The organism is Microcella sp. (assembly GCF_033763155.1).
Taxonomy (GTDB): domain Bacteria; phylum Actinomycetota; class Actinomycetes; order Actinomycetales; family Microbacteriaceae; genus Microcella.
Genome location: NZ_JANRKZ010000137.1, coordinates 1 through 5,361 on the forward strand (window position 1 = coordinate 1; position 5,361 = coordinate 5,361).

The window sequence follows — 5,361 nt, forward strand, 5'->3', positions numbered from 1 at the left end:
GCCAAGGTGGTCGCTCACCGCCCACGAGAAGAGGGGCGAGTAATAGAACACCAAGAGCGAGACGGCGAAGACCACCGAGGCAACGATGGGGTGCCCCAAGATGGCGGCGAAGCGAGAGTGCACGATCGCGAGAATCCATTCGCGCGGCCCGCGCGATCCGTCTTTGCGAGCGTGGATGGCCCGTGCCGCCAGCGTCACGGGCGCCCCGAGCACGAGCATCACAGGAATACCCATGCTGAGCACCATGTGGCCGAGCATGTGGATGCTGAACAAGTAGCGCTCGTAAACAGCGAGCCCACTGCTCGTCACCAGCACGAGCAACACCATTCCCAGTGTCCACAGAATCGTGCGATGCAGGGGCCAGTGGTCGCCGCGCCGGTGCAACCGCGCAACGCCGGCGAGGTAGAAGAACGCTCCAAAGCCCGCGAGAAGAGCCCACAGCAGGTTGAGATCCCACTCGGTCGCGAGCCGCCACGCCTCGAAAGGCGGAGGGAGCGGAGAGCCGGTGAGGATCTCAGCGGGGGTCGGGTCAGCGAGCTGGTCGACCGGAATCTGCGGAACGGGGGTAGAGGTGCGCGCCAAGGCTGTCGCGAGCCCGGATGCGATGCCCATGAGCGCAAGCTCGGCGGTTACCAGGATCCACAGGGTCGACTGTCGGCGATGATCTCGCTCAAGGTTGCCGATGAGTCGGCGGCGATAGACGGCACCAAAGACTCCTAGGCCGATCAGTGCTGCGACTTTGGCGAGAACAATCAGCCCGTAAGCACTCGCAAGGGCGTCAACGGTTCCGATGCGCAGTTGTGCGCTCACGAACCCCGAAATCGCCACCACAATGAAGGCCACGAGGGCGATCGTCGAGTACCGAGCGAGCACGACGGGCAACCGCTCGGCAAGCACCCGCCGCGTCACCACAATGGTCAGCAGCCCGCCCACCCACATCGCCGCAAAGACACTGTGCAGATAGACCTCGGTGACCGCGGCGTCGTGATCGGCCGTACCTCCCGCATGCCCCGTCTGGGCAACAGGCCACAGGGCGGCGATGGCAAACACCGCGACCCCCGCTAGCACCGCGGGGGCGCGGACGGCGAAACACAAGACCGTCACGAGCGCCGCCATGACAATGGTCGTCAGCCACGCTTGGCCGAGCTCGGTAGAGGTCAAGAATCCCGCGATGAGCCGCCCAAAACGATCATCGACCGCGACCGGCTCGAGATAGGCGGCCAAAAATGTGAAGAACGCCGACGCCGCTGAGGCCACGGTCCAGACAGCAGCAGACGCCGCAGCCACATCAAGGGCACGACCGTGTTCGGGATGCTCGGGAGCGAGTGCCAGCACCGCCAGCATGAGGCCACCGATCGCGCCCGCCGCACCAAGCGTGGCAGCGAGCTTCGCGAGCGGAAGTCCGTAGCGCACGGCCGCCCCCGGATCGGCGATGAGCGCTGCCTCCGCTCCTCCCCCAAACACCAGGCCCGCGAGCACGGCGACAAGGGCTCCCGAGATGAGTGCGCCCACGCCCAGCGCACCCCACGGCAAGGGCGTCGTGCGCGCAGTGCGGGCGAGAACAGTCACGACTCCAGGATAGGCGACAGCGCTGTGCGGGCGCTCGGTGCGGGCATCCACGTCTCGCCTGCAAACGCTCGAAGGGCGGCTTCCCCCACTGTGGGAAGCCGCCCTTCGAGCGTGGTGCTGGTGGGTGCTGACCTACTTGGCAGCAGCCTTCAGCTTGGTGCCGGCGCTGACCTTGATGCCGTACGACGCGGCGATCTGGATGGCCTCGCCCGTCTGGGGGTTGCGGCCCGTGCGCGCCTCGCGGTGCGTGCGCTCGAACGAGATCCAGCCCGGGATAGCAACCTTCGTGCCGCTCTTGACGGCGCCAGAGACAACCGAGAAAAGGGCGTCGACAGCGCGGTTCACATCAGCCTGGCTCAGGCCCGACTCAGCGGCGATCGCCGCGACAAGCTCGGAACGGTTCATGGTGTCCTCCTCGGACCTCAACGTTGGTGGGACGGTTCGCAATCGTGATCTGACCGCGAGCCGCCTCGACGGTACCAGTACTTCCGCATGTTTCCGGGCACGTTGGCCCGGTGAGCCGCAAGTGGTGATTGGGTGCACATACGGGAGGAGGGGGCATCCCTCACGGAATGCCCCCTCCTCGAGAACCTGACGTGCTGAGTGTTACCAGCTCGACTTGGTGATACCGGGCAGCTCGCCACGGTGCGCCATGTCGCGGAAACGCACACGCGAGATGCCGAACTTCGTCAGCACACCACGAGGGCGGCCGTCGACGGCGTCACGCGAACGAACGCGAACGGGCGACGCGTTGCGCGGCAACTTCTGCAGTCCCTTGCGGGCGGCTTCGCGCGATTCGTCCGTGCCGTTCGGGTCGACGAGTGCCTTCTTCAGTTCGAGACGCTTCGCGGCGTACCGCTCGACGACAACCTTGCGCTGCTCATTGCGCGCGATCTTGCTCTTCTTCGCCATGACTTAGCGCTCCTCGCGGAATTCGACGTGCTTGCGGATTACCGGGTCGTACTTCTTGAGCACGAGGCGGTCGGGGTCGTTACGACGGTTCTTGCGAGTCACGTAGGTGTACCCAGTGCCGGCGGTCGACTTCAGCTTGATGATCGGACGAACGTCTTGTTGCTTAGCCACTAGATCTTCTCCCCACGAGCGAGCAGGTCTTTGACGACCGCCTCGATGCCACGAGCATCGATCGTCTTGATGCCCTTGGCCGACAGGGTCAGCGTGACATTGCGGCGAAGCGACGGCACGAAGTACGTCTTCTTCTGGATGTTCGGGTCAAACCGACGCTTGGTGCGACGGTGTGAGTGCGAAATGTTGTGGCCAAAGCCGGGAACGGCTCCGGTCACCTGGCAGGTTGCTGCCATGGGTGTACTCCTGTTCTGGTTACCGCAGAGCTTCCGAGACGGATGCCCTACCCAAGATCACTTGTCGGCACGCCCGACCCCAAGGGTTAACTCGGGGAAGGGCATACGTGTGCGAAGAACTCGCAACCTCCCCATGGTACGGGGTGGCGAACGTCAGCGCAAAGCGCGGGACGCAGCGGGCGGCTCAGATGGTGAGCGAATCGCCCGAACTCACGATCTTCTGACGCGCGAGTGCCAGGTTGGCCTTGGCCCGATTCAGCACGAGGTACAAGAAGATCGACGGGTCCGCGGCAATGGGGCGCATGATGTGATACTGCCCGGTGAGCGTGATGATGATGTCTTCGATCTTGTCGCTCAAGCCCAGTGACGAGACCATCGTCCGGTTAGCCCGCATAACCTCCGTGTTGCCAGCGGCCGTCACTTCGATCTCTGCGGCACTGCCCCGCTGACCCAAGATCATCCCCGACTGGCTGTCGACCAGCGCGACCCACTTCGAGCCAGCGAGGTCGGTGAGAGCGGCGAGGGTTTCGTCTACGTTTGCCACGACAACCTTTCTGAGGTGTTCGAGTCTTCTGTCAGTGATTCCGGCGTGGTGGTTCGCGACTTAGCTATTGCCCTCAACGACTGCCGCGATTTGTTCCGCCGTGCTCTTCGACGCCGACAACACTTTGCCCAGGGTCTCCGACTTATTGAAGACAGCCGACAAGACGAGTTGTTGGCGCGGGATGCGCAATTGAATGACGTGACCGTCTTCGGTCGCGAGCACGACGTACTCTGATGTGCCGATCTTGAGCTCTTCGGCAACACCCTCGGCGAGCGCCTGAAGCGAACTCACCATGCTCGCGAGTCGTTCGTGGTCAGAGCCCGAAACGCTTGCGACCTCAAAACCATCATCGGTCACAAGAACGGCATAGAGAAACGACGTGCAGACCGAGTCGAGCTCAGCGAGCAAGGCACCGCCGCGGGCAATGACGACTTCGTTGTGGTGGAGTGCTGTGGTCATCGACGGGTTCCCTCGTAGCCAGCGGGCAAGGCCGCCCGGCTTTCAATGTTCAGGATGAGCGAGAAAAGCGCGATCTTCATTTGCTCGGGGCTGCGAGCGTCGACCGAAAAGATCGGAATCGACAATCCAGGTCGAGCCGCCGCTAGTGCAGCGTAATAGTCTTCACGGCTCGGGCCCGCGCCCACATCGGAACGGGAGATCGCGACAACCGCACCGCCCCGCTGGTACAGCTCATGAAAGTAGTCGATGAAGTAGAGCATTTGCCCGATGGGGTCGGGGTTGTCGTTGTTGACGAGCAAAATCATGCCGACCGCGCGCTTCATGAGCACTTTCCACATGAACTCGAAGCGGGTCTGACCCGGGATGCCGTAGAGACGAACCTTCTCGTCGGGGCCAATCGTGATCTCGCCGTAGTCAAGCGCCACGGTGGTCGTCGGCTTGTCGGCGGTTACCCGATCAGTATTTGCTGCTTCTGTTCGCACCGGATCGATGTCGCTGAGGCTTTGGATTGCCGCGGTCTTGCCGGCGCCCATCGGTCCCGTGAACAGAACGACGTGTTCTGCCATGCCTAGAAGCCCCACCGATCGCGAAGTCGACTCCAGAGTCCACCGGTGGCCTTCACGGGCTCACTCGGCTCGCTCTGCTCTCCCGCCGGTGCGGGAGCGGGCTGAGCGGGCATGCTCTCCAGAATGCCGAGGAGGCTAAACGCGTTCATGGCGCCGGGCACCGAGTCAGCATCCGTCGGAAAAAGCTCGATGAGGTCATTGACCGTCGACACGTGATTGGCGAGGTGAGCCGTGAGTCGCAAGTGGAACGTCGTGTGAAAAACCCCGGTGAAGTCGGGCCACGCCGTCAGTCGATAGGGAGCAGTGGGCGACAGCCAGGGCGCGAGTCCGCCGTGGAACGAGCTCCGCCCCACATTCCAGAGCAGCAACTCGAGATTGCGGCCTGGCCCAGGAGGCAACACGTCGTCCGCCGATACCACGTAGGTCTGAACTCCCACGTGCACGGGGTGGGTCGGGAAGTCAGAGAGATCGTCGGTCGAGTAGAACTTCTTGCCCTGCAGGTCGAGAAGGTAGGGAGCGCGCGCGTCGGGCTGCAAGATGATGCCCATGGGGGCATCAATTTTTCGCACCGAATAGACGGCGCGAGCCGCATCGTCCCAACCGTTGTCGACGCGATCAGTTGGTGACGCGACCTTCACCAGGCCGTCGTCGCCGCCGTGGGCAGATTGTTGTGCCATGAGTCCTTGCCGCCTACTGTCGTCGCGGCTGACGATCGAACTCGACGTCACGCCGCTGTGAGAACTTCAGCGTAGGCCGGCCGAGTCGAACAACCAAATGAATGCCCACTTTTACAAAACCAACCGGCCGTCGTACTCAGTGACCTTGTAGCGCGCCATTGCCAGGTTCGATTGCGCCTTGTCGACAATGACGTACAAGAAGACTTTCGGGTCACGGGTCAGAGGCC

General features: G+C 63.0%; 9 protein-coding genes. All 9 read right to left on the reverse strand.

Going from position 1 to position 5,361, the window contains the following annotated elements; genetic code table 11:
• A partial coding sequence (locus SFU54_RS05745; RefSeq protein WP_319015337.1) for a cytochrome c oxidase assembly protein occupies window positions 1–1,569 on the reverse strand: 1,569 nt, incomplete at its 3' end.
• A 132-nt stretch (window positions 1,570–1,701) separates the two neighbouring features.
• Window positions 1,702–1,974 carry an HU family DNA-binding protein gene (locus SFU54_RS05750; protein WP_319015338.1) on the reverse strand — a complete coding sequence of 91 codons (273 nt, stop codon included), beginning with the start codon at window positions 1,972–1,974 and terminating at the stop codon, window positions 1,702–1,704.
• 201 nt (window positions 1,975–2,175) lie between these two features.
• On the reverse strand, window positions 2,176–2,481 hold the full coding sequence (gene rpsN / locus SFU54_RS05755) for a 30S ribosomal protein S14 (protein WP_255160588.1): 306 nt from the start codon (window positions 2,479–2,481) through the stop codon (window positions 2,176–2,178).
• A gap of 3 nt (window positions 2,482–2,484) precedes the next feature.
• A complete protein-coding gene (gene rpmG / locus SFU54_RS05760; protein ID WP_137737339.1) occupies window positions 2,485–2,652 on the reverse strand; it encodes a 50S ribosomal protein L33 in 168 nt (55 codons plus the stop codon).
• Entirely contained in the window at window positions 2,652–2,888 is a 237-nt protein-coding gene (gene rpmB / locus SFU54_RS05765) for a 50S ribosomal protein L28 (RefSeq protein ID WP_319015339.1), read from the reverse strand. The genes rpmG and rpmB overlap by 1 nt, the downstream gene beginning before the upstream one ends.
• Before the next feature lie 184 nt (window positions 2,889–3,072).
• Window positions 3,073–3,432 carry a hypothetical protein gene (locus tag SFU54_RS05770; protein ID WP_319015340.1) on the reverse strand — a complete coding sequence of 120 codons (360 nt, stop codon included), beginning with the start codon at window positions 3,430–3,432 and terminating at the stop codon, window positions 3,073–3,075.
• A 60-nt stretch (window positions 3,433–3,492) separates the two neighbouring features.
• Window positions 3,493–3,891, reverse strand: coding sequence for a roadblock/LC7 domain-containing protein (locus tag SFU54_RS05775; RefSeq protein WP_319015341.1), 399 nt, complete (start codon window positions 3,889–3,891; stop codon window positions 3,493–3,495).
• Window positions 3,888–4,457 carry an ATP-binding protein gene (locus SFU54_RS05780; protein ID WP_319015342.1) on the reverse strand — a complete coding sequence of 190 codons (570 nt, stop codon included), beginning with the start codon at window positions 4,455–4,457 and terminating at the stop codon, window positions 3,888–3,890. The genes SFU54_RS05775 and SFU54_RS05780 overlap by 4 nt, the downstream gene beginning before the upstream one ends.
• Window positions 4,458–4,459: 2 nt before the next feature.
• Complete coding sequence (locus tag SFU54_RS05785) at window positions 4,460–5,134, reverse strand: hypothetical protein (protein ID WP_319015343.1); 675 nt, start codon at window positions 5,132–5,134, stop codon at window positions 4,460–4,462.
• Between the last annotated feature and the right edge of the window lie 227 nt (window positions 5,135–5,361).